Genomic DNA, 21,179 nt, shown 5'->3' with positions numbered 1-21,179 from the left:
ATCAGCTCAATAATTATTAGCGCAAAATGATAAGGCTTAATTATCATCAGAATATGCAGGTAATTCTATAAGGATTTTCATACCACCTAAAGAGGAAGGCATGGAACTTATCTTACCATTATGAGCTTCAATAATATTTTCGCAAATCGCAAGCCCTAATCCAGACCCACCACTTGCTCGATTTCGTGAACTTTCAGCACGATAAAAACGCTGAAAAACCGCTTTATATTGCGATTCATCAAGCCCTGGTGCGCTATCTTCTAATGAAATTAGCACACTATTATGGCCTTTCTTGGTACTGATATGTAATTGACCTCCAGAATAGGTATAACGAACGCTATTTTCTAACAGATTGTGAAAAAGCTGGATAAGCCTATCTGGATCGGCTTGTACAATCAGCGACGATAAATCATCTAACTCGGTGAATAGGGCAATATCTTTGGTTTGATAAGTGTGACGATAAGAGGCTACCGCTAATAAAATTACTTCATTAATATCAACAAAGTCTTTGCGATAGGTTAAAGAGCCTCTATCTGATAATGAAAGCTGGTGGAGATCATTGACGAGTTTAGTCAGATTCGTCACTTCAAATAACAGAGAATTTAAGGTTTCGGCTGTAGGTTTTCTCACACCATCTTGTAATGCTTCAAGCTCACCTTTTAAGATAGCCAGTGGTGTTCGCAATTCATGAGAGATGTCGGCCATATAATCACGGCGAATTTGCTCATTTTTTTCTAATGTACTGGCAAGTTGGTTAAAATCAGTGGCGAGTTGGCTGATTTCATCTTTACTAGTAGGATGAACCCGAACAGAGAAATCGCCAGCAGCCAGTTTATGGGTTGCTTCAACCAAACGCTTAACAGGGCGTATCATGCTGCGAGAAAGAACCAATGTGATTAGCAGTGCAAACAGAACAGTTGCACCTGCAATAATCCAACTGGTACGCAGTTGTTGCTTATCAAAACTGATATCGGCTTCACTACTGATTTTATCTGCGGCACTGACAATCACCCATCCAACAATTTCATCGTGAAAGGTAATAGGCTTTTTAAATGTCTCTGCGGGAAATTGATTGTCATGTCCAAATAAGCGCTTCATGTCTTTATCTACAATCCAAAACTGTGTACGCCAACCGCGAGGCGGAGGGCCATCACCACTTTGGCTTATCTGATCAATGGTTCTTAATATTTGATAGACAGAATGTTCATCTTTGTATAAAAAATGCCAATCACCAGCTAATTCATATTGTTCAGTTAAGGCTTCTGCAATATGAGTTGCTCGCTGTTCACTGTTTTTCTTGATATAGCCAATAAAGCCTTGTTGAAAGCTACTACGAATACCAATATGCATAGCAAAGACAACCACCATGCACGTTGCGAAAATCACCAGAAACAGCTTGCTTCTCAATTTCATGCATTTGCCTCTTTTTTGCTGATACGTCGTTGTTGCCAACGTTCACGCAATCCATCAAAAAATAGATAAATAACAGGGGTGGTATAGAGCGTTAATAGCTGGCTCATTAATAAGCCACCGACGATGGTAATACCCAAAGGTTGTCTTAATTCTGCACCATCACCACTGCCTAACATTAACGGCAAAGCACCAAATAACGCCGCAAGTGTCGTCATAATAATAGGACGAAAACGCAATAAGCTGGCTTGAATAATCGCCTCTTTGGCAGACAATTTACCTTCACGCTGTGCGGTAATTGCAAAATCTACCATGATAATGGCGTTTTTCTTCACAATACCAATAAGCAACATAATGCCGATAAGTGCAATTAGGCTAAAGGGGGTATCGAAAAGCTGTAACGCCAATAACGCACCTACGCCCGCAGAAGGAAGGGTAGATAAAATGGTTAGCGGATGAATATAGCTTTCATACAGCACACCTAACACTAAATACACCGTGACTATTGCTGCCAAGATAAGAATAAGCTGTGACTTTATGGTTTCTTGGAAAACCTGTGCAGTGCCCGCAAATGTGCCTCTTACCGTATTGGGTACACCCAATTCAGTCATTGTGCGTTCAATAGAATTAATGGCATCAGCTAACGTATAGCCTTCAGGTATATTAAAAGCAATAGTTGACGCTGCGGATAATCCTTGGTGATTCACACTTAATGGTGCGTTAGCAGGATACCAACTGGCGAATGCGGATAATGGAATACGTTCACCTTGTGAATTGACCACATACATTTTATCTAATGCAGAGACATCTTGGGTATATTGTTCAGACACTTCCATCACCACTTTATACTGATTTAATGGCGCATAAATGGTGGAGATCTGGCGTTGACCAAAGGCATTGTTAAGTAGATTATTCACATCACTGACATTAATACCTAATTGCGACATCGTATCGCGATCATAAGTCAGAGCCATTTCAGCGCCTTTGTCTTCTTTATCTGAGTTAACATCCACAAGCTCAGGTAATTCGCCTAAGGCTTTACGTACAATAGGCTCCCATTTACGCAACTCGCTTAAATCATCGGCTAATAATGTAAATTGATAACTGGCATTGGCTTGACGCCCACCCGCTCTTACATCCTGTACGGGCATTAAAAAGAGGTTAGCTCCGGGTTCATTCGCTAATTTTGTGCGTAAACGATTAATAACTTGATTCGCACTGTCAGTTCTTTCTGACAACGGATTGAGGGAGATAAACATAAACCCACTGTTAATGCGGCCGCCACCAGTAAAACCAGTCACGCTATCCACGTCTTTATCCGCATTAATTTCCTGCATAAAGCGAGCCATTTTTTCTTTCATCGACTGGAATGAGATGCTCTGATCCGCTCGCACAAATCCCATTAATCGACCTGTATCTTGATCGGGGAAAAAGGTTTTGGGCGCGCTAATATATAAATAAACATTTAAGCCCAAGGTTGCGAGAAAAATCGTCATAACCCAGCGTTTATGGCGCAATGCAGCTTGTAATGTGACGCTGTAACCTTGTTGAGCGCGGAAAAGTAACTTACCAAAACCTCGTAAATGCGACTGTGCTTTCGGTTTCATTCCTTTTAATAAATGTGCGCACATCATGGGGGTTAGCGTTAACGAAACAAACAAAGAGATAGCGATTGCTGTCGTTAACGTAATGGCAAATTCTTTAAATAATCGCCCAACAAGACCATCCATTAACAGTAATGGAATAAAAACGGCAACAAGAGAAATGCTCATCGAAAGTACGGTAAAACCCACTTCACCGACACCTTTTAGTGCGGCTTGTTTAGGCTTTAAACCATTTTCAATATGACGAGAGATGTTTTCAAGTACGACAATCGCATCATCAACCACAAAACCTGTAGCAACCGTTAATGCCATTAATGAAAGGTTGTTTAAGCTAAAGCCACAGAGATACATCGCTGAAAAAGTACCAATTAATGAAACGGGTACAGCAACAGCAGGGATCAGAGTGGCGCGACCTGAGCGTAAAAATAAGAACACCACTAAAATGACTAACGCCACCGCAATGGCTAACGCACGTTCAACTTCAGCTAGGGATGCGCGAATAGTCGGTGTTCTATCTTGTGCAACTTTTAAATCAACACTGGCAGGAATAAGCTCACGCAATTCAGGAAGTTCATCACGAATACGATTAACGGTTTCAATAATATTTGCACCTGCTTCACGGCGAATAACCAACAAGATAGCAGGCTCACCGCCACTCATACCCGCAGCGCGTGCGTTTTGTACGGAATCAGTCACTTGTGCCACATCACTTAGACGCACAACCGCATCTTGATTGTAATGCACAATAATTGGGCGATATTCAGCGGCTTTGCTTAGTTCATCATTGGTTTGAATTTGCCAACGATTATCATCATTATTCACAAAGCCTTGAGGTCGTCGCACATTAGCTTGGTTTATGGCTTTTCTGACATCATCTAGGCTTACGTTTTGATTGAACAATGCATCAGGATTAAGGGCGACACGAACCGCAGGTAGTGAACCGCCACCGACAGAAACTTCACTGACGCCTTCAATTTGTGAGATTTTTTGTGCCAATCGTGTTGATGCTAAATCGTAAAGCTCACCCGTGTTTTGTGTGTCGGAGGTGAGCGTTAAAATCATAATCGGTGCATCAGAAGGATTCGATTTATAATAACGTGGGCGGCTTGGCATCCCTGAAGGTAGCAAGCTTTGTGATGCATTTAATGCCGCCTGTACATCTCGTGCCGCCGTATTGATATCTTTATTTAAATCGAAAACCAGTGTGATATTGGTACTCCCTAGCGAACTGCTTGATGTCATCTCATCAATCCCCGCAATACGCCCTAAAGAGCGCTCAAGCGGCGTAGCAACAGAGGATGCCATCGTTTCAGGAGATGCCCCAGGCAATGAGGCATTGATATTAATAACGGGGTAATCCACCTGTGGCAAAGGCGCCACAGGAAGTAACATAAAGCCCAATACACCGCAAAGTGAAATTGCTAAACTGAGCAACGTGGTTGCTACAGGTCGTTGAATAAAGAGGGCGAAGAACTTCATGATACAGCCCCGTTATTATTTTCAACGTGTTTATTGCGGTTGATATAGAGCGATAATTTATCAAATAACAGATAAATTACCGGTGTCGTAAATAGGGTTAAGATCTGGCTCATAATTAAGCCTCCAACCATACAAACCCCTAATGGTTGACGTAATTCTGCCCCTACACCTGTACTCAACATTAAAGGTAAAGCACCTAAAAGCGCCGCCATTGTGGTCATTAAGATTGGGCGGAAACGTAATAAACACGCTTGATGAATAGCTTCGTAAGGCGTTAAACCTTGTTCTCGTTCAGCGGCAAGGGCAAAGTCTATCATCATGATCGCATTTTTCTTTACGATCCCGATAAGCAAGATGATCCCAATAATCGCAATAATATCAAGCTCATTGCCTGCGGCCATTAAAGCAAGTAATGCCCCAACACCCGCTGTTGGCAGTGTAGATAAAATCGTAATAGGGTGAATAAAACTCTCATATAGCACGCCTAATACAATATACATTGCTACAATTGCCGCGATAATCAGCCACAAAGTACTCGAAAGCGCGCTTTCAAATGCCAGTGTCGCCCCTTGGAATTGGGTGGTAATATCTTTTGGCATAGAAATCTGCTCTTCAGCCAATTTCACTGCATTCACCGCTTCTTCAAGAGAGGATTGTTCAGCGACATTAAATGAGAATGTTGCTGAAGGAAATTGTTCTTGATGATTAATAGAGAGCGGTGCCAAGCGTTGCTCTACGGATGCAATAGATAATAAAGGTACCATCGCACCATCTTTACCCGTTAAATGCACGGCTGAAAGTGCCTGTAATCCATCTCCGTTGCGAATATTTTGTTCTAATACCACGCGATACTGATTTGCTTGAGTGTAGATAGTGGAAATTAAACGCTGACCAAACGCATTATAAAGTGCATTATCAATATCACTCATTGAAATACCTAAACGGCTTGCTGAGTCTCTATCCACTTTGATATACGCCATCATGCCGTTATTTTGCCAATCACTGCTAATATCAGTCAATTCAGGGCTATCTTTTAATGCTTGAGAGAGTTTTGGTACCCAAGAGGCCAATTCATCTAATGATGTTGCTTGTAGCGTAAATTGATACTGAGTACGAGAAACTTGCGTATCAATCGTTAAATCTTGAGTTGGTTGTAGATAGAGAGTCATTCCTGAAATAGAAGCAATACGCTCTTGTAAACGAGGAATAATCACATCTATCCGATCTTCACGCTGATCAAGAGGCTTCAACGTAATTTGTAAACGACCAGTGTTTAAGGTTGCGTTGCTTCCATCAATACCCACGAAACTAGCAATATTATCAATAGCAGGATCATCAATTAATTTATCAACGACCTGTTGCTGTTTTTCTACCATTGCTTGGTAAGAAATAGATTGTGAGGTTTCAATGGTGCCTTGCAATAGCCCGTTATCTTGTAATGGGAAGAAGCCTTTAGGAATAAACATATATAGCAATACGGTTAGTACTAATGTGCTAAGTGCTACGCCAAGCATTATCCATTGATGGTTTAAAACACGTTTGAGCCAAACTGCATACACTGCAATCATTTTTTCAAAAAAACGCTCGCACGCCATTTCAAAACGGTTGTGTTTGATTTCATTTTCAGGCTTTAGCAATCGAGCACACATCATTGGCGTTAATGTGAGCGAAACCACCGCAGAGATTAGAATGGCAACAGCAAGGGTGATTGCAAACTCTCTAAATAGACGACCAACAATATCTCCCATAAATAATAGGGGGATCAGTACGGCAATCAGAGAGAAAGTGAGTGAAATAATGGTAAAGCCAATCTCGCCAGCTCCTTTTAAAGCGGCTGTTAACGGTTTATCACCACGTTCGAGATAACGGGAAATATTTTCAATCACAACAATGGCATCATCGACAACAAAGCCTGTGGCAATGGTTAATGCCATTAAAGTGAGGTTGTTGACAGAGAATCCACAAAAATACATCACCGCAAACGTACCTACTAATGAAAGCGGTACGGCAATACTTGGGATTAAGGTTGCGACACCATTACGTAAAAAGAGATAAATGACCATTACCACAAGGGCGATAGCTAAACCAAGTTCAAACTGCACATCTTTAACTGAAGCGCGGATCGTTGTCGTTCTGTCTGTTAAGATCTCAACATTAACGGATTTTGGTAAATTAGAGACTAAATCAGGCAATAAATTACGAATATTATCAGTGGTATCAATAACGTTAACACCAGGTTGTCGTTGAACATTAATAATAATCGCTTGCTCATTATTCGCCCATGCCCCTAATTGATTGTTTTCAGGTGCTTGTTCAATAGTGGCAATATCAGATAAACGGATTGGTGCGTTATTTTTATAGGTAACGATTAATTGGCGGTAATCTTCTAATGATTTCATCTGATCATTAGCAGATAACGTCACAGAGCGAGTTGGCCCATCAAGGCTCCCTTTCGCTGAGTTAACGTTCGCATTATTGATTGCTACACGAATTTTTTCGCTATCTAAACCGTAAGATGCTGCGGCTTGTGCATTGAGTTTGACTCTAACAGCGGGGCGCTGACCACCCGCTAGTGCCACCAAACCCACGCCATTAACTTGTGAGATTTTTTGCGAAATACGGGTTTCAACCATATCTTGCAACTGTGTCATTGGTAATGTTGAGCTAGTAACCGCCAAGGTTAAAATAGGCGGATCAGCCGGATTGACTTTGCTGTAAATCGGAGGATAAGGTAAATCGGATGGTAGCAGATTAGTCGCTGCATTTATCGCAGCTTGTACCTCTTGCTCTGCAACATCTAATGGTAATGTGAGTTGAAACATCAGTGTGATCACTGATGCACCACCAGAGCTTTGTGACGACATCTGTTTTAATCCAGACATCTGCCCAAATTGACGCTCTAATGGCGCGGTAACCGCGGATGTCATTACATCAGGGCTTGCACCAGGGTAGAGTGTAACAACTTGAATTGTTGGGTAATCGACTTCTGGCAAGGCAGACACTGGCAACATACGATAGCCAACAATACCCGCTAACAGTATGGCAACCATAAATAAAGTTGTTGCAACAGGGCGCAGAATAAATAAGCGAGAAGGACCGCCACCTGTACCGTGTGTTTTTTCTGTCATTACGCTTTCTCCGCGACAACACGGTCATTTTCTTTATTTTTTGGTGCTGTTGGTGTCACGATATCGACTTTTGCACCTTGTGTTAATCTATCCACACCATCGGTTACAACACGTTGATTTGCTGATAAACCCGAAGCGATAACCACTTTTTCTGCATTTTGTAATGCAACTTCAACACGTAATTTGCTCACTTTATCTTCGCTATCAACAACCCAGACAAAGTGACCTTCATTCCCCATTTGCAATGCTGCATTAGGAATAACCACTGCCTTTTCTAACGTGGTGACGTAAAGGCGTACATTCACGAATTGATTAGGGAATAGTGTATTTTCTTGTTGAGGGAAACGGGCTTTTAACTTTATGGTGCCTGTCGCTGCATCAATTTGATTATCAACACTAAATAGTGTGCCTTGTGCTAATTCAAATTGATTATTTCTATCTAACGCCGTAACAGGCAAATCTGCATTGTTTTTACGTGCTTGAATAACATTCGCTAAATCTTGTTCTGGCAAAGTAAAAAGCACATCAACAGGGTCCATTTGATTGATAACAACGATAGGCGTGGATGAACCGCCAGAAATATAGTTTCCTACATCAACTTGCTTTAAACCCACTCGGCCTGAAATAGGTGCCGTGATTTTGCTGTAGGTTAATTGCAGTTGTGCATTGCTGATAGTGGCTTCATCAATACGAATACTGGCTTCAGATTGTTTTACTAAAGCTTGCTGGTTATCTAACTCTTGTTGTGAGACTAAGTTAGTTTTCGCTAATTTCTGATAACGCACTAAATCAAGGCGTGCATTTGCTAATGTGGCTTGATCTTTTGCTAGCTGTCCTTTGGCTTGGGCTAATTGTACTTCAAAAGGGCGCGAGTCAATTTCAGCTAAGAGATCGCCTTTTTGAACTTGTTGGCCTTCGGTGAAATGTAGCGCCATTAATTGACCTTCAACACGGCTAGTGACGGTCACGCTGTTAGTGGCTTTTACTGTACCTAAAGCAGATAAAAATTGAGGGACATCTTCTTGTGTTGATGTTGCAAATTGAACAGGCGGTAAAGGAGGACGACGAGATCCAGATGTACCTCTACTCTGGGTGTTTGTTGCTTGAGTCCCTTTATTTTCGGGCGACGCTGTTTTTGCTGCATTAAATTGCCAATAGGCGTAACCACCTGCGATTACGACGATTAAAGCGATAATGAGAGAAACTCTTTTTTTAGCATTTTTGTTTTTATTCATTACTTTTGTGATCCCACTGGCAACTAGCTAATCAGAAATACTGAAATGAAAATCTGGAATGGTGACATTCTACCTGTTTCTTCACAGTTAAAAATGGAGGAAATATGGAAATTAAGTCAAGGAATGTGTTTTGTTGGCGTTATTTTAATCAGTTAAAACAAATTGCTACTGGCATTATTTTACCGTTGTTATTCAATAAGAACTAATTTAGCAAAATATAGGTAAACAGTAGCGTAGCTTAATTGTTTATATAGGGATAATTAAGTGAAAAATAAATTATTGATTATCAGTGAGTTATTTTGTTTGATGTTTTTTTAATCGCATAACTATTTTGTACAAATGCCTGTAACTATGATAAAACGCAATAGTTAGTTATAATTCTTAGATAATTATGCTTTCCAGTGATAGAATGCCAACCTTGTTTTTCTCTGCGTTGAACTCTTTTCAAAGAATAACAATCCAGTATGAAATTCACCGAGCTTTAACTCTGTCTTAAATAACGAAATTTTTGTAAAAAATTAGCCTAAATATAAAGGCGTAATAGAATAATTAGAGGTTTTTAGTGTCAACTGCAAACACACCTGACGATGGACAAAAACCGAGCCTGAATGCATTTAAACAGCCTCGCGCGTTTTATCTTATCTTCTCAATCGAGTTATGGGAACGTTTCGGCTATTACGGTCTTCAAGGGATCATGGCCGTTTACTTGGTTAAAATGCTGGGCATGGGTGAAGCGGAAGCTATCACTGTTTTTGCTGCATTTACCGCGTTGGTCTATGGTTTTGTTGCTATCGGTGGATGGCTTGGGGATAAAGTCCTTGGTACTAAAAGGGTTATTATTCTTGGTGCAATCGTACTGGCAATTGGTTATGCAATGGTGGCATTCTCTGATCACGATAAAGACGTGATTTATTGGGGACTTGCAACGATTGCGGTAGGTAATGGTTTATTTAAAGCTAACCCATCTTCATTATTAGCAACTTGCTATGAGAAAGATGATCCGCAATTAGACGGTGCATTTACCATGTACTACATGTCTATCAATGTGGGTTCTTTCTTCTCCATGTTAGCGACACCATGGTTGGCGGCTAATTATGGTTGGGATGTTGCATTTGCACTGAGTGTTGTGGGTATGCTGATCACACTAGCAAACTTTGTTGTTTGTCGTGGTTGGATAAAAGATAAAGGTTCTAGACCTGACTTTGAACCGCTTAACTATTCAAAATTATTATTAACGCTGGTGGGTATTGTTGCACTGGTCGCTGTATCCACTTGGTTGCTACATAATAATGAAGTGGCAAGTTGGTCTTTAGCAATCATCTCATTAGGTATCATCCTGATTTTTGCGCGTGAAACGTTCATGATGAAGGGCGCTGCTCGCCGTAAGATGATTGTTGCATTCTTGCTGATGGTTGAAGCGGTTGTATTCTTCGTTCTTTACGATCAAATGCCAACTTCTTTAAACTTCTTCGCGATCCATAACGTTGAGCACTCAATCTTAGGTTTCAGCGTTGAACCTGAACAATTCCAATCACTTAATCCATTCTGGATCATGTTAGCAAGCCCGCTACTAGCGGCTGTATATAACTTTATGGGTGATAAACTACCTATGCCATATAAATTCACTGTGGGTATGTTCTTGAGTGCGACCGCATTCTTAGTTCTGCCATTAGGTGCTAGCATGGCAAATGAAGCAGGTATTGTGTCTTCATGGTGGTTGGTCGCAAGTTATGGTTTCCAAAGTATTGGTGAGCTGATGATTTCTGGCTTAGGTCTTGCGATGGTTGCTCAACTTGTACCACAGCGTTTAATGGGCTTTATTATGGGCGCTTGGTTCTTAACTTCGGCAGCCGCTGCAATTATTGCAGGTAAAGTTGCGAGTTTAATGGCAGTACCAGAAGACGTACAAAGTGCTCATGCTTCATTAGAAATTTATAGCAGTGTCTTCTTACAAATTGGTATTGTAACAGGTGTTATCGCAGTTCTAATGCTGATCACCGCACCGATGCTAAGTAAAATGACACAGTAATTTGTGCTCTTAAAAATAAAATTTTAAGAAAAAAATACCGCTCTGATTAAGGGCGGTATTGTATAAGGGGACTGGTAGAACGATTTTGTGATATTGATAAAGGCCTAACTGACCACTTTATCAATCTGCAATGCAACATTTTTTTCTCTTGTGGTGGGTTTTACAGCCGTCCAACCTTTATAAGCTAAAGGTAAGAAAGCGACTGCAATAGCTAATAATGATACGCCTGCAACATAATATGCACCTGCCATTGCAGTTTTTTCTAACCATATTCCTGTTAACATTGGCGTTAATCCACCGAATAAGGCATAAGCCATATTGTAAGCAAAAGACAAACCAGAAAAACGAATTGATGGTGGAAATGCTCTTGTGCTAACGATAGGTGTAGTTGCAATCGCCCCGACAAAAAAGCCCATCAAACCATAGTTAAACGCTAACTGAAAACCTGACATTGCTGCATCTAAACTGCCATAGAAATGGAATGCAGTAACAATCAAACCACCCCATGATAATGTCATTGACGCGCGTGTTCCTAATTTGTCACTAATCCAACCCCAGAATATGCAACCTAAGGTTAAGGTTAATGTTGCAACGCAGTTCGCTTCTAATGATGTCGTTCTATCAATTTTGTAGATCCCTTCAACAATGACACCGGGGGTCATCAAAATGGTGACAACAATAGCTGTTGATAAAGACCATGTTAATGCAGCAGTAATTAAGCACGCTTGCTTGTGATTTTTAATAACTGAAACCACAGGCATTTCTTGTGCTAAGGCTTTTTTTGCAGCCATCTCTTTAAAGATAGGTGTTTCTTGTAAGAAGCGACGTAAGTAGACAGAAATCAAACCGAATACGCCACCTAAAATAAACGGTATACGCCATGCAAAGTCATTTACTTCTTGGCTGGTATAGCTACGTTGAACGATAATTGCCACGATTGAACCTAATAAAATACCGCCTGTAATGCCTGAGGTTAATGTTCCTACACCTAAGCCATAACGTTGTTTTGGCGTGTGCTCTGCGATAAACACCCAAGCACCTGGCATTTCACCACCAATGGCCGCACCTTGCATAATGCGCATTAACAACAACAATAATGGTGCAGCAACACCAATACTGGCATAAGTTGGTAATAAACCAATAACTAATGTTGGTACAGCCATTAAGAAGATACTTAAGGTAAACATGCGTTTACGTCCAATAATATCTCCGTAGTGTGCCATAATAATGCCACCCAAAGGGCGGGCAAGGTAACCAGCAGCAAAAATACCTAATGTCTGCATTTGTGCAATAAAGGCGTTATCACCGGGAAAGAACAAGTGGCTCAATGTTTTCGTAAAGAATACGAAGATCACGAAATCATAGAACTCCAACGTTCCCCCTAGCGAGGATAAACCCAACGTTTTATAGTCGTTGCGGTTCAATGGTCTTGCCGTAGGTTGACTCAACGGCTGAGTGGAGTGTGATTGTGATGTCATAATTACAACCTATAATAATCATCGTGATAAAAAAATAATGCGTAATAAGATCACAAGTAAATTCTTTGAAAATTAACGAATAAAATAGGGTGAAAATAAATAACATCGAATGGTTATTTATAGGCTATTTATGCGAGAAAGAATAATGTTGTGATGATGGTTTAAGTTATAACAGGAAGCTCTTAATAATGTAAATAGATGAAATTAAAACAACTAAATGAACTTTATTATTATTATTTCTTGTGTTTTTATGTGGTTTAATTGTAGATACTTAATATTAAACTCTTATTTTATTTTCTTTATTGATATATTGTAAAAATATTACAATGCTTATTAATAAGTGAAATTTCGATATTATCAAATAAAATAGATATTATATTGAATATATTTATTACGATTTAAATTATAAATTGAATAATAAATTCAGTCATAATTTAATTTATTATTTTTCGTTAATAAAGTAATTATTAGATAATTAAGAAAGTTATTCTCATCAATAATGAAAGATATGATCTGATAGAAAATAGATTACTAGAATATTCTGCTATATGTTAAAAATATTTTTGATAAACTTAAATTTCAAAAAACTCAATGAAATTGAAATTCAATGCCAATAAATCTTGGGTGTATAATCATATTTTTGTGTTTTTATGCATTGTGTGATTTTTTTGAATTTTATTGTCGAATTAGAAATAAAAACAAAAATAAGCGTCAAAAAAGTGATTGTTGGTTATAATTACATCAGTAAGTCAAATTGAACTGTCGGAGGATTTATGGTCTCTATTTCAATGAGTGCTGTTCTTTTAGCTGCAATTATTTTGTTCGCATCACTTTCTATCGTTGCATTAGGTGGTGGTTTAGTACTAAAAGCCATGCTTAATGACACCAATCAAAATGGCAGTTATCTATTAAGTGCCTCTGTTAAAAAGACTTTTATTACTTCATTGGTTATTGCATTGTTGCTTGTCTATTATTACCTATCAACAACGGCTTAATATTTGTTTGATTGATATAAAAAACGCCACTGCATTTTATTATCAGTGGCGTTAGTGTAATGAGAAAATGTCTTAAACTAAGAAGATAGTTGCTAAACCTAAGAAGATAAAGAAACCACCTGTATCCGTAATAGCGGTTATCATAACGCTTGAACCAATGGCAGGATCTTTACCAAATTTTATCATCGTCATTGGTATTAATACGCCCATAATGGCAGCCATTAACAGGTTGAGCACCATTGCCATTGTCATCACGGCACCCATTGCAAGGTCGCCATAGAGAAGGAAGGTGACAATTCCCATGATCCCTCCCCACACAATACCATTGATAAAGGCAACACCAAGTTCTCTTAAAATTAAGAAAGAAAAGCTTCCAGTTTGAATTTGGTGTAGAGCTAATGCACGGACAATCATTGTGATAGTCTGATTACCTGTATTTCCCCCAATACCAGCAACAATTGGCATCAGTGTTGCTAAAGCGACTAATTGGGAAATGGTGTGTTCAAACACGCCAATAACACGAGAGGCAACGAAAGCAGTACATAAGTTGATAGCAAGCCAAGTCCAACGTGTTTTAACCGCTTGTCCTACTGGTGCAAAGACGTCTTCTTCTGGGCTCAAACCACCCATACGACGAAGATTGGTATCGCTCTCTTCATGCATGTTATCAACGATATCTTCAACAGTTAATCGCCCCATTAGAAGGCCATTACTATCAACAACAGCCGCAGAAATTAAGTCGTAACGTTCGAACGCACCCGCCGCGTCTTCGCCTTTTTCTTCTGGCATAAAGCTCACGGTGTCTGTTTTCATTACATCAGAGACAAGCTTATCAGGAGATTGCGTTAAAACAGTGGTTAATGGAAGCTCGCCCAATAGATGATTTTTATTATCAATAACGAAGATTTTATCCGTTGCTTCAGGAATAGAGCCTCGTTGGCGTAGATAGCGCTGTACCGTTTTTAACGTAACATTACCTCGCACAGTGACGAACTCAAAATCCATCATCTGGCCGACGCTGTCTTTTGGATATTGAAGAACTTCTCTTATTCTATTACGCAGACTTGGTTCTAAATAGGTAAGAAGTCGACGCATCGTATCGCGAGGTAAGTGCTCTGCGATGTACGCTTGCTCATCCACATGTAATGTGGCGACCGATCGTAATAATTCACGGTCAGTCATATCTTTAATTAAGCTGTCCCAAACGGCGACAGAAGCTTCGACTAAAACAGCACCACGTTCATTATTATCAACCAAATGCCACAATGCGAGACGTTCGTCATAGGGAAGGGCTTCAAGAATATCTGCAATATCTGCCGCGTGTAGATCTTGTAGTAATTCTCTAACAGTGGTGATTTTTTCATGAAGTTCATGGTGGCTCAGCCTATCATTTTCACTTGCTTCACCTAAAACGGTTTCAACAAAATGATCATCTTCGAGAAAGATGCTCAAAATTTGCTGACGCAGGTGTGCCACTTTTTGTGAATACGGATTGATGGCAGCCGCAGTATCATTGTTGATAGCTGGTTGAGACATGTTATTCCTTTTTAATTCTTACGAGGGAGATAACCATTGACACTAATTATTCCATTTTAGGATGATTATCGGTCTTCTCCGTATAAAAAATATGAATCTTGAACAATATTGCGTTGGTGATGTTCATATTATCGTCACAAATCAAACCTATGTTGTTATGTGATAGTTGTTGTATGATAGATGCAACAAAAGACGCATTGACTAGCGTCTTTTTCTGTATAATATCATATTGTTAAGCAGATTCCTCTTTTATATCCAGTTTCCACCCCGGAACTGACTGCCAATGTTCTTGTTCTTTTTCTAAATCCAATTCCATCAATGTGTTATCAGAAAGATAATTTGCAGGAAAATAAAGCGTCCAATGATTTTCATCTGTAACTAAACGCAAAGATGCAGGTTTTGTCGTCGATTGTCGCTGATTATTAAGTAAAGTTGCTAATCTTAGTATTTGTACGAGTGGAAAATACTGTTTCTTTTTATAAAGATTAAATTTAGGTAACTCATCTAACTTGATCCCCTTTCGGTGATAGCGAACGAGAGTTGTTAATAACAGTTGTTGCTCTTGATTAAAGCCAGGTAAATCAGTATTTGAAAGAATATAAGCAGAATGGCGATGTAATCCACTTAAATTAATACTTAATCCCACTTCATGTAACATAACAGCCCAAACTAAAATAGCCTCTAAATCAGGGCGAACTAGCTTAGGATTTTGCTGTGCCCACTGAGCGTAAAGAGATTGCATAGTTTCAAGAACACGTTTTGCTTGTTCTCTATCGATATTATAGTGTTCTGCAAGGCTTTTAGCTGTGCGCTGGCGGATATCTTGATGGCGAAATCTGCCTTCCATTTCATAAAGCACACCTTCACGTAATGCACCGTCAGATAGGTGTAGAGCTTTTAATCCTAATGAATCAAAAATACCGCATAAAATCGCCAAACCTGGCACAAAAACATGTTTACGTTCATCGGATAAACCTGGAAGGGCGATATCTTTAAATTTCTTAAATCGTAAAACTTGTTTAGTGAGCATAAGTAGGCGTTCTGGAGTAATAACACCGTCTTTTTCACCAAACTCAACTAAGATCTCATGAGCCGCTTTAATTGTTCCTGATGCCCCTAAAGCCACATCCCAGCCAGTCATTTTGTATTGCCATGCAATTTTTTCCATTTTACGCGCTGCCTTTTCTCGCGCTTTGCGAAAAGCAGATTCGCTAATTTTTTGTTCTGGGAAAAATTGACGGCTAAAACTAACACAACCCATGCGTTGGCTTTCGATTAAAATTGGCTCAAAATTTTCACCAATAACCAATTCTGTTGAGCCACCACCGATATCGATAACGAGCTTTCGACCTTTTTCAGATTGAGTGTGCTCAACTCCCATAAAAATAAGTCGAGCTTCTTCATGCCCTGAAATAATTTCAATAGGATAAGGAATAACTTCTTTGGCTCGTTGAAGAAAGACTTTCGCATTAGTGGCGACACGCAAAGTGTGTGTTCCCACGACGGTGACATTTTCTGCGGGAAAACCCTGTAACCTTTCAGCAAAAAGGGAAAGGGCGGAGAGCCCACGTAACATAGCCTCTTCGCTTAATTCGTTATCATCATCAAGTCCATCAGCAAGATAAACTCGCTGTTTTAAACGACTTAAGACTTGTAATGCGCCATTAACAACACGCGCAATTATCATATGAAAACTATTAGAACCGAGGTCAATAGCCGCAATTTCTAAAGGACGTGGTGAAGAGTCATCTTGTGATAAAGGCATAAAATTACGCTCGTGAACCGGGTTGTTCTAACAATTTAATATACTCATAGACAGCAAGCTGGGAACGGATCTTACGTTTATTTCCACGAGGAACATAGCTATTTGTTAAATCTTTATCGATATAACGTGCTTTTACGGTGTCATTAAATTGAATATCCAGTATATCAAGAACGCGCTGTTTAAGTTGAGGATCAAGCAAAGCTACTGCAACTTCAATGCGATAATCAAGATTTCGCGTCATCCAATCGGCAGAGGAGAGAAAGATTTTTTCATCCCCTTTATTGGTGAAAACATAAACACGATCATGCTCTAAAAAGCGGTCAACAATACTGGTTACTTGAATGTTTTCACTAAATCCCGGCTGATTAGGCACTAAAGAACACATTCCTCGCACTAACAGTCGTACTTTTACGCCTGCTTCTGAAGCGTCATAAAGGCGATTAACTAATTCTTCATCAACTAAATTATTCACTTTTAATGTAATACCCGCAGGATGCCCTGCTTGTGCACTGTGAATTTCATTGGTGATTAATTGATTTAAAAGGGTGCGCGAGTTTTGTGGCGAAACCATTAAATGCTCAAAGGTGACAGGGCGATAAGGGTTTTCAATAAAGCTAAAAACGCGACGTACTTCATTGGTAATTTCAGTGTTAGCCGTTAATAGTGAATAGTCAGTATAAAGACGCGCTGTTTTTTCGTTAAAGTTCCCCGTACCGATATGAGCATAGCGAATGATTTCACCATTTTCTAAACGTGAAATGATAAATAACTTCGCGTGAATTTTTAAACCCGGTGCAGAGAAAATAACGTGAACGCCCGCTTCAGTCAGGCGTTTTGCCCAGTGGATATTCGCTGCTTCATCAAAACGTGCTTGTAACTCAACAACTACCGTGACACGTTTGCCGTTATGCGCAGCGTGGATCATCGAATCAATAATTCGAGAGTCTTTAGCAACACGGTAAATATTGATTTTGATTGAGATAACACTTGGGTCAAAAGAGGCTTGGCGCAACAATTCCAACACATGCTCAAAGGTATGATAAGGATAATAGAGCAAAACATCACGCTCACGTATCGCATCAAAGCCATTACGGAAGTTATCAAACCAAATATGGCGTAAACGTGGAATAGGCTTATTTAATAGAAATTTACTACCCTCATTTGGGAAGTTAATAAAATCTTTAAAATTATGATAACGACCACCAGCAATGACGGAGTCATTATTCGATAAACCTAATTTACTGCGCAGCAACGCCACCATTTCATCAGGCATATCGCGTTGATAAACAAAACGGACAGGCTCTGCGGTAAGGCGTTGTTTTAATGTTGATGACATCATTTCAAGTAAACTTGATTCCATTTCTGTTGCAAGATCGTATTCTGCATCTCGCGTCATTTTCATGGAATAAGCACTTAATGAGTCATAATCAAAGAAGCCTTTAAACACCTCATCAAGACAGTAGCGTAAAATATTATCCAATAAAATCATGGATTTTTTCTTACTACGCCCTTGGTCTGTCGGCAGAATAACAAAACGAGGTACTTTATCTGACGGAATTTCTAACAGGGCATAATGAATAATTTGCCCTTGCACAATTTCAACCGCTAAATAGGTGTAGTCATCTTTAAGAAACTCAACCAAGTCTGTTTCAGGATTAATTAAAATAGGCGTGATGTGTTTTCTTAAATTTTGACGGAAATATTGGCGTAACCAGATTTGTTGATTAGGCGAGATTTGGCGTTCATTAATTAAAAAGATTTGGTTTCGCGCCATTTCAAGTAACAAATCATTATATAAAGCATCAAACTCTTGGTCGGCTTTAGCTACTTTTGATTGAATTTTCTTTATAAGATGACGAGCATGGCTTGATGCAGAGCGTGAGCCACGTTCTTCATTAATCAAAATACGGCGTTTTACATCGGCAAAACGAACCTTGTAAAACTCATCAAGATTATTTGAATAGATCCCCAGAAACCTGACTCTTTCAATTAACGGGTTTCTTTTATCAGCCGCTTCTTGTAATACACGTTCATTAAACGCAAGCCAACTGATCTCTTTATCAATATAGAGTCGTTCCTGGGACATCTGAACTCCAACAAGGGTTAAAGTTAAAACTTAATATCTGAATAAATCAGACGTGTTGCTTAATAGTCGCACCCGGTTTAACAAAATTCTCGGGTTTCGCCTCTTTGGCTTTTTGTTCAAAATAAGGTGCTTGGAAAGTACACATTCTAATCGCAGAACGGTAGGCACCGTTAACAAAAAACTCATCTATTAAATCACCTTCTTTTTTAAAGCCAAGCTTTTCATAAATATGAATCGCTTTAGCATTCTCTTTATCGACGATTAAATAGAGTTTGTATAAATTAAGTACAGAAAATGCATAATCCATCGCAAGTTTCGCCGCGCGTGCAGCATATCCATGGCCTTGATGCGCAGGAGCGATGATAATTTGGAATTCAGCACGACGGTGAACATAATCAATTTCAACCAACTCGACAAGTCCAACTTTAGTGCCGTCACTTTCGGCAATAAAACGGCGTTCACTTTGGTCGTGAATATGTTTTTCATAAAGGTCACTTAACTCGATAAAAGCCTCATAAGGCTCTTCAAACCAATAGCGCATAACGCTGGCGTTATTATCAAGTTGATGGACAAAAGAGAGATCTTCTCGTTCGAGAGGACGTAATTTTATAGGTGGAACTTTCTTACCACCGGACATAAGCACCTCGGTGAATGCATTGAATAAAAAGAGAAAAGGGTGACATAAAAAAAGTCACGCGGGCTACAGTGTAGCACAATGTGACTTTTTATCTTAAACGAAATAGTCAACCAAGGTTGTCGAAAAGCGCAATATCATCGAGAAAGGCTTGATTATTCTGCATTTTTAATCGCTCGTCAGCTAACCAACCGATCGCTAATGGATAAATACGATACTCTTCTGCTTGTATTCTTGTTTGTAATGATTGTTCAGTATCATCTGGTAAAACAGGAATGCGAGCTTGAATAATCATGGGACCACCATCAAGTTCTTCTGTAACAAAATGGACGGTAACGCCATGAAAAGAGTCTTTATTCGCTAAAACTTGGCGATGAGTGTGTAATCCGGGATATTTAGGAAGTAAAGAAGGATGAATATTTAATAATTTATGCTGATAATGAGTCACAAAATCAGGCGATAAAATACGCATAAAACCGGCTAAAACCACAATGTCGGGCTGATAAGCATCGATTTTTTCAATTAATGCTTTATCGTAATCAGCTCTGTCATTATATAGAGTTGGATCAACAAAATATGCTGGAATATCAGCAAGTTTTGCCCGTTCAAGACCATACGCATTAGCTTTATTACTTAAGACAGCAACCACATTACCCGTGATTTTATTTGCCCTACAGGCGTCAATAATCGCCTGTAGGTTGCTGCCGTTTCCTGAGATGAGGACGACAATATTTTTCATTCACATGTTTTCATTAGTTAATAATAACTTGTGCTTCACCCGCAGCTTGTGGCGCAATTTCACCAATTAACCATGCGTTTTCACCACACTCAGCAAGATGTGCTAATGTTTTTTCAACGTCATTTGGGTTAACGGCAATTAACAATCCAACACCACAGTTAAAGGTGCGATACATTTCATGTGTGCTGACTTGTCCCGCATCTTGTAACCATTTAAAAACCAGTGGCCATTCCCAGCTTTTACTATCAATACGCGCTTGCGTCTTTTCAGGTAATACACGAGGAATATTTTCCCAGAATCCGCCACCTGTAATATGTGCCACAGCATGGATATCCACATTTTCAATTAATGAAAGTAGTGACTTTACATAAATACGAGTAGGGGCTAATAGGTGATCAGCTAATGATTTATTGCCTAAGGATGTGTTTTCAGCTTGTGTATTGCTGACTTCAAGAATTTTTCTGACTAATGAATAACCATTAGAATGAGGACCACTTGATGCTAAAGCGATTAGAGCATCGCCAGCTTTAACTTTGCTGCCATCGATAATTTCTGATTTTTCAACCACGCCGACACAAAAGCCTGCGATATCATAATCATTACCGTGATACATTCCTGGCATTTCAGCAGTTTCACCACCGACTAATGCACAACCAGATTGCTTACAACCTTCTGCAATACCTGTTACTACGCGTGCTGCGGTATCGACATCTAATTTTCCTGTGGCATAGTAGTCAAGGAAGAAAAGGGGTTCTGCACCTTGAACAATTAAATCGTTGACACACATTGCGACTAAATCAATCCCGATGTCATCATGGCGATTTAAATCCATCGCAAGGCGAAGTTTAGTTCCTACGCCATCTGTGCCTGAAACTAAAATAGGTTCGCGGTATTTAGATGGAATTGCACAAAGTGCGCCAAAGCCACCTAAACCCCCCATAACTTCAGGACGGCGGGTTTCTTTTACTACACCTTTGATACGATCGACTAAAGCATTACCTGCATCAATATCGACACCGGCATCTTTATAGCTGAGAGAGGATTTGTTAGTCACGTAGAGC

General features: G+C 39.6%; 13 protein-coding genes. 2 read left to right on the top strand and 11 right to left on the bottom strand.

The features are described 5' to 3' along the window. Nucleotides 1-36 precede the first annotated feature (36 nt). From baeS to JEP71_RS03095, 4 genes are read right to left on the bottom strand one after another with little or no spacing between them, the layout of a single operon-like run. Entirely contained in the window at nucleotides 37-1,413 is a 1,377-nt protein-coding gene (baeS, locus tag JEP71_RS03110) for a two-component system sensor histidine kinase BaeS (RefSeq protein WP_198625730.1), read from the bottom strand. After that, entirely contained in the window at nucleotides 1,410-4,493 is a 3,084-nt protein-coding gene (mdtC, locus tag JEP71_RS03105; protein WP_198621024.1) for a multidrug efflux RND transporter permease subunit MdtC, read from the bottom strand. Before mdtC ends, baeS begins: the two co-directional genes overlap by 4 nt. Then, entirely contained in the window at nucleotides 4,490-7,621 is a 3,132-nt protein-coding gene (locus tag JEP71_RS03100) for an MdtB/MuxB family multidrug efflux RND transporter permease subunit (protein WP_198625729.1), read from the bottom strand. The genes mdtC and JEP71_RS03100 overlap by 4 nt, the downstream gene beginning before the upstream one ends. After that, complete coding sequence (locus tag JEP71_RS03095) at nucleotides 7,621-8,856, bottom strand: MdtA/MuxA family multidrug efflux RND transporter periplasmic adaptor subunit (RefSeq protein ID WP_198625728.1); 1,236 nt, start codon at nucleotides 8,854-8,856, stop codon at nucleotides 7,621-7,623. The genes JEP71_RS03100 and JEP71_RS03095 overlap by 1 nt, the downstream gene beginning before the upstream one ends. 562 nt (nucleotides 8,857-9,418) lie before the next feature. Between JEP71_RS03095 and dtpA the strand changes: the two genes are divergently transcribed. After that, the gene (dtpA, locus tag JEP71_RS03090; protein WP_109374225.1) at nucleotides 9,419-10,885 is read left to right on the top strand and encodes a dipeptide/tripeptide permease DtpA; all 1,467 of its coding nucleotides are present in this window, start codon (nucleotides 9,419-9,421) and stop codon (nucleotides 10,883-10,885) included. Between the two features lie 104 nt (nucleotides 10,886-10,989). On the opposite strand, the gene JEP71_RS03085 is transcribed toward dtpA, so the two are convergent. After that, complete coding sequence (locus tag JEP71_RS03085; RefSeq protein ID WP_198625727.1) at nucleotides 10,990-12,363, bottom strand: MFS transporter; 1,374 nt, start codon at nucleotides 12,361-12,363, stop codon at nucleotides 10,990-10,992. Between the two features lie 773 nt (nucleotides 12,364-13,136). Between JEP71_RS03085 and JEP71_RS03080 the strand changes: the two genes are divergently transcribed. Beyond that, the gene (locus JEP71_RS03080) at nucleotides 13,137-13,358 is read left to right on the top strand and encodes a hypothetical protein (RefSeq protein ID WP_198625726.1); all 222 of its coding nucleotides are present in this window, start codon (nucleotides 13,137-13,139) and stop codon (nucleotides 13,356-13,358) included. A gap of 72 nt (nucleotides 13,359-13,430) precedes the next feature. Here JEP71_RS03080 and mgtE read toward each other — a convergent pair whose 3' ends face one another. The 6 genes from mgtE to purM form a co-directional block, all read right to left on the bottom strand. Continuing rightward, on the bottom strand, nucleotides 13,431-14,894 hold the full coding sequence (gene mgtE / locus JEP71_RS03075; RefSeq protein WP_109373665.1) for a magnesium transporter: 1,464 nt from the start codon (nucleotides 14,892-14,894) through the stop codon (nucleotides 13,431-13,433). 232 nt (nucleotides 14,895-15,126) lie between these two features. Next, the gene (gene ppx, locus JEP71_RS03070) at nucleotides 15,127-16,659 is read right to left on the bottom strand and encodes an exopolyphosphatase (RefSeq protein WP_196532479.1); all 1,533 of its coding nucleotides are present in this window, start codon (nucleotides 16,657-16,659) and stop codon (nucleotides 15,127-15,129) included. 4 nt (nucleotides 16,660-16,663) lie between these two features. Next, complete coding sequence (ppk1, locus tag JEP71_RS03065; RefSeq protein WP_196532480.1) at nucleotides 16,664-18,745, bottom strand: polyphosphate kinase 1; 2,082 nt, start codon at nucleotides 18,743-18,745, stop codon at nucleotides 16,664-16,666. Between the two features lie 46 nt (nucleotides 18,746-18,791). Next, nucleotides 18,792-19,382, bottom strand: a complete 591-nt coding sequence (speG, locus tag JEP71_RS03060) for a spermidine N1-acetyltransferase (protein ID WP_088495291.1) — start codon at nucleotides 19,380-19,382, stop codon at nucleotides 18,792-18,794. 106 nt (nucleotides 19,383-19,488) lie between these two features. After that, complete coding sequence (gene purN / locus JEP71_RS03055) at nucleotides 19,489-20,118, bottom strand: phosphoribosylglycinamide formyltransferase (protein ID WP_198625725.1); 630 nt, start codon at nucleotides 20,116-20,118, stop codon at nucleotides 19,489-19,491. 13 nt (nucleotides 20,119-20,131) lie between these two features. Next, nucleotides 20,132-21,172, bottom strand: coding sequence for a phosphoribosylformylglycinamidine cyclo-ligase (purM, locus tag JEP71_RS03050; RefSeq protein ID WP_198619852.1), 1,041 nt, complete (start codon nucleotides 21,170-21,172; stop codon nucleotides 20,132-20,134). Nucleotides 21,173-21,179: the final 7 nt, after the last annotated feature.

Origin of the sequence: Proteus sp. PR00224, assembly GCF_016238105.1 — a bacterium.
Classification (GTDB): Bacteria; Pseudomonadota; Gammaproteobacteria; order Enterobacterales; family Enterobacteriaceae; genus Proteus.
Note: the sequence above shows the minus strand (reverse complement) of the source record. Positions and strands in the feature narration are given on the sequence as shown.

Excerpts from the sequence above, each read along its gene's own strand:
- baeS (WP_198625730.1), bottom strand. The coding sequence starts at position 1,413 with ATGAAATTGAGAAGCAAGCTGTTTCTGGTGATTTTCGCAACGTGCATG.
- mdtC (WP_198621024.1), bottom strand. The coding sequence starts at position 4,493 with ATGAAGTTCTTCGCCCTCTTTATTCAACGACCTGTAGCAACCACGTTG.
- JEP71_RS03100 (WP_198625729.1), bottom strand. The coding sequence starts at position 7,621 with ATGACAGAAAAAACACACGGTACAGGTGGCGGTCCTTCTCGCTTATTT.
- JEP71_RS03095 (WP_198625728.1), bottom strand. The coding sequence starts at position 8,856 with ATGAATAAAAACAAAAATGCTAAAAAAAGAGTTTCTCTCATTATCGCT.
- JEP71_RS03085 (WP_198625727.1), bottom strand. The coding sequence starts at position 12,363 with ATGACATCACAATCACACTCCACTCAGCCGTTGAGTCAACCTACGGCA.
- JEP71_RS03080 (WP_198625726.1), top strand. The coding sequence starts at position 13,137 with ATGGTCTCTATTTCAATGAGTGCTGTTCTTTTAGCTGCAATTATTTTG.
- mgtE (WP_109373665.1), bottom strand. The coding sequence starts at position 14,894 with ATGTCTCAACCAGCTATCAACAATGATACTGCGGCTGCCATCAATCCG.
- ppx (WP_196532479.1), bottom strand. The coding sequence starts at position 16,659 with ATGCCTTTATCACAAGATGACTCTTCACCACGTCCTTTAGAAATTGCG.
- ppk1 (WP_196532480.1), bottom strand. The coding sequence starts at position 18,745 with ATGTCCCAGGAACGACTCTATATTGATAAAGAGATCAGTTGGCTTGCG.
- speG (WP_088495291.1), bottom strand. The coding sequence starts at position 19,382 with ATGTCCGGTGGTAAGAAAGTTCCACCTATAAAATTACGTCCTCTCGAA.
- purN (WP_198625725.1), bottom strand. The coding sequence starts at position 20,118 with ATGAAAAATATTGTCGTCCTCATCTCAGGAAACGGCAGCAACCTACAG.